We start from the raw sequence: 3,695 nt of genomic DNA, 5'->3' as shown, positions 1-3,695 counted from the left end.
ACACCGGCCGGCGCGCAGCGAACGCCGAGTTGGGGCCGGCAGGGGTCGGTGGGCGCGGCAGCGCCGCAAGCCTTGCTGCCCTGTTCTGCTCGGCGGTCGCCCTGGCGATGAGATGGGCCAATTGCTCCTGGCTTGCCCTCAACTGCTCGACCGCCTTGGCGTTGTCGCGAACCGACTGGTCCTGGCTCGCCTTGAGCTGCTCGATGCCCTGCTGCACGGTCGCGAGATCATGCGCCATCGACTGCAGCAACTGCGTTACGTCGGGTGACAGCGTCGCATAAGCAGGCTGGGCGGCGTCCGCTGGGGGCTGAGCCGACGCCGTCTGCTGCGCAGGCGCGGAAGCCGTCGCGGCCTGGTCGGTCGAGGCGTTCGGCTCGGCAGAGGCCGCAGCGTCGTCAGGCGTCATCCATGAGGCCGGCACGAATTGGGGCGCCCATTTGGCGATGGTCTGCTTGGCGATGACGCCGTAGGACGACGACTGAAAGGCCACCACCGCGACCCCAAAGCACACCGTGAACACGAAGCCGGCGACACCGCGCAGCACGCGCCTGCCGACCGATCCCCGGTCAGCGAGGATTTTGATATGGTCGGCAGCGGGGCGGAAAGTGGTGTCGACCGGAGGAACCGCTGCGCCAGCATCGCCGGAACTGGCGCGAGCCTGCGCATCCAAGGCGCGGCGCACCGCTTCGGGCGCCAAAGTGGTCGCTTCGCCATCAGCACGCGTGGCCCGAACCGTGTCGGGCGCGTCCAGGCGGACGTCACGCGGATCGATTTGATTCGGGTTCAACGTGGATTGCATGGACGCGATGTCATCAGTCCCGACGCCGCATCAAGGCGGCGCAACAATTTCCGCTAGCTCGACGATGTTCTGCCCCACACTCCATCTGGATTTGTCCAAAGCAAGGCAGCAGAATGGAGAATATGAGGCCAGGGAACCCGCTATCGGCAAGTGATTTCGAGCCGCCTCCCCCCCCCGCGTCGATGAGCGACGATATTCCGCCGTGCCCGCCCGCAAAATCTGCGTCAGCGCCGAATCGATTCCGTGAGGATTGTCGACTCGGGTGAAATGGATGCCGCGAATGGCCATCGCCTCCCCGGCCTGCAACGGCAGAATTGGCGCGCTCGTCCGGTCAGCAGCGAGCGTGGCCTTGCGTTGATGAACGGCTTCGCAATTGAACCATGGCCAAGCCATTGTGCGGCGACCTCGACGATTGCACGACGCCAGCTGGACCTGCCGGCGATCGGTCGCCGGTCGACACGGGTGTCGGAGCCTTCTTATGCAACCAGGCCATTGATCGGATGCCGGCGCGGAATCGAACGAACGTCCTCAATCCGTACAGCTATCAGACCGCGAATGTTTTCTGCTTTGCATCGAACACGGCGAGCTACACGCGCTGCGACAATTTTGCTGCGCCCGGCATTATTCAGGCGGGCCGAACGGGTGCTGCTCTTCCCTCCGCAATTTTGTCATGCAAATCTGTTTCAACGTCCAACCTGTAGATGAACGCGGAGAAGGAAGCCGCGCCTGTCGGCAGGCGAGGTGGTGCGATGAGGCGAACAGTTGTCATGAGGAGTCTGTCCGCCGGCATGATACGCCGCATTCGACACTTCGGCGACTTCGTCACCGTGCCGCTCGCCATTTCGGCGCTCCTGGAGCTTGCCGGTCTCGATCGTTTCAATCTGGTCCTGGTCGGCCTCGCGACCTGGACGCTGCTGGAATATCTGGTGCATCGTTTTGCCTTCCACCATCTCTCCTCGCTGGGCCGGCGCCTGCATCAGCTTCATCATGACCATCCGAGCGATCCGGACGCGGAGCGATCGAGCCTTAGCACGCCATTGCTGGCGTTCCCGTTCGGATGCCTGCTGATCGGCACCATGGGCGTGCAGGATGGGTCGGCGTTGTTCGCCGGACTGCTGTCCGTCTATCTGGCCTTCATCTTTATCCACTACGCCGTGCATCGCTGGACCATCGAGCCGGGTTCCTGGCTTTATGCCACGAAGATGCGGCACCTCACCCATCACCGTATCGAGAACTGCAACTACGGCGTGACCACGATCTTCTGGGACGTCGTTTTTCGCACCCATGCAAGGATCGTCGCTGAGCGCCTGCGTTCCAGCGCCGGCTCGAAATGACACAAGGCATGAAACCTTTCTGGCGCCGCGTTGATTTAGTGCAATGAGCCCGCCAGCCAATCGATCGATGTTGCTCCCATGAAAATGTCCGATGTGACTTGTTCGTCCTGCTTCGCAGCTTATGAAGTCGCCGAGTCGGTGTCACTGCCGGGAAGCCCGGGCCGCGTCCAGTGCACCATCTGCGGCGAACTTCTGGCATCCTGGCAAGAACCGAAGTTGCGCGCCTACCGGCTGATCCTGCCGTCGGAACATAAATATTCCAGCGTGCATGTGCCGCCCTCGCCGGTCTCGTGACAACCGGCTCGATGTTGCTGGTTCGGTTCAGCGTGATCACTGGGCGCTCCGATCCTCGTCCCCGAGTGGTCCACAGGTCGGCCGGCAGGCGAGCGTTCGGCTGTCCGTTTCTGTTGCCCCCGACTTCAAAACCCCGTTACGCTGTCCGGTAGCGGACAATAAAACGGCCGGCGCGTGATTGCGCTGCCGTTTTCGTGGCCGTGGCAATTGCGAGCCGGGCTGCGGACGCCGGATCTCGCTTGCTCGTTCAAGATTGAAATGTTTGTTGCCGAGCGGCTCTTTGCAATCGAGACGGATCGCGAATTCGCGCCATGATGTTTGTGATCGAAATTCTCGATAAGCCTGATCAGCGCGGCAATGCGCGGGTCATCGAGCGCCGGACGCACACCGGCGCGACGGTTGCCGAAGCGCTGCGGACGGCGCAGGCCAACCTGCGAATGCCGCCGGCGAGTGCCTACAGCTTCTCGATGCGCGCCGAAGGCAAGGAGGTTGGACGCTGGCGACGATTTGGCGACGGCCAGATCTCCGACATTCTTGGTGACATCGAAGCCGCCCAAGGGGACGACGATTAATCATTGTGCGCCGCGCCGGGCGGCCGAAAGTTCTCGATCAGCCGCAGCAGCACCCGCGCGCCGGCGTCGGCGTCGGCCAATTCGACATCCTCGTCGGGATGGTGGCTGATGCCGCCTCGACAGCGCACGAAGATCATGCCGACATCGGCGATATCGATCATCGCCATGCCGTCATGCCCTGCCCCGCTGGCCAGCTCGAAAACGGGGTAGCCTTCGGCCGCAATCGCCTCGGCAACCTGCGCTTTCAGCCACGGCGCGCAGGGCACCGTGCGGTTTTCATGGGTGACGTCGAGCTGCAACTCCAGCCTGCGTCGCCTGGCGATCGCCTCGATCCGGCGCACCAGGTCGGACACCGCGAGCTTGCGATGCGCATCCGTCGGCGCGCGCAGATCGATCGTGAAGGAGACCTGCCCCGGAATGACATTGGTCGCACCGGGCATCGCATGGATATAGCCGACGGTGCCGACCAGACCCTTGTCGTCAGTCCGGCAGAATTCCTCGATCGCGCCGATACACTCGGCGGCGCCCGCCAGCGCATCGCGCCGCAGCGCCATCGGCACGGTGCCGGCGTGGCCGGCCATGCCGGTCAGGCTGACCGCGAGACGCGTCGCGCCTGATATCGCCGTGACGACGCCGACCGGCAAATGGAGGCCCTCCAGCACCGGGCCCTGCTCGATATGCAGTTCGACATAGGCG

At 63.6% G+C, this 3,695-nt stretch carries 6 protein-coding genes; 4 read left to right on the top strand and 2 right to left on the bottom strand.

Annotated features, from left to right (window positions below; all coding sequences use genetic code 11):
* Positions 1 to 787, bottom strand: a 787-nt coding sequence (locus tag WCB02_RS17300; protein WP_423959832.1) for a hypothetical protein, incomplete at its 3' end; no start/stop codon positions are given.
* A 392-nt stretch (positions 788 to 1,179) separates the two neighbouring features.
* On the opposite strand from WCB02_RS17300, the gene WCB02_RS17295 reads away from it, so the two are divergent.
* The 4 genes from WCB02_RS17295 (at position 1,180) to WCB02_RS17280 (ending at position 2,999) form a co-directional block, all read left to right on the top strand.
* Positions 1,180 to 1,500: a hypothetical protein gene (locus WCB02_RS17295; RefSeq protein WP_423959830.1), complete on the top strand. Its 321-nt coding sequence runs from the start codon at positions 1,180 to 1,182 to the stop codon at positions 1,498 to 1,500.
* A gap of 66 nt (positions 1,501 to 1,566) precedes the next feature.
* Positions 1,567 to 2,133 carry a sterol desaturase family protein gene (locus tag WCB02_RS17290; RefSeq protein WP_423959827.1) on the top strand — a complete coding sequence of 189 codons (567 nt, stop codon included), beginning with the start codon at positions 1,567 to 1,569 and terminating at the stop codon, positions 2,131 to 2,133.
* 78 nt (positions 2,134 to 2,211) lie between these two features.
* Entirely contained in the window at positions 2,212 to 2,427 is a 216-nt protein-coding gene (locus WCB02_RS17285; RefSeq protein WP_423959825.1) for a hypothetical protein, read from the top strand.
* A 311-nt stretch (positions 2,428 to 2,738) separates the two neighbouring features.
* Positions 2,739 to 2,999: a hypothetical protein gene (locus tag WCB02_RS17280; RefSeq protein WP_423959824.1), complete on the top strand. Its 261-nt coding sequence runs from the start codon at positions 2,739 to 2,741 to the stop codon at positions 2,997 to 2,999.
* Here the strand turns inward: WCB02_RS17280 and WCB02_RS17275 are convergent.
* Positions 2,996 to 3,695 (bottom strand): hydantoinase/carbamoylase family amidase (locus tag WCB02_RS17275; protein ID WP_423959821.1); only part of this gene is annotated, 700 nt, incomplete at its 5' end. The two genes, WCB02_RS17280 and WCB02_RS17275, sit on opposite strands and share 4 nt — an antisense overlap.

This window comes from Bradyrhizobium sp. (genome assembly GCF_049581145.1).
Classification (GTDB): Bacteria; Pseudomonadota; Alphaproteobacteria; order Rhizobiales; family Xanthobacteraceae; genus Bradyrhizobium.
This window is presented reverse-complemented; position numbering and strand designations above follow the sequence as displayed.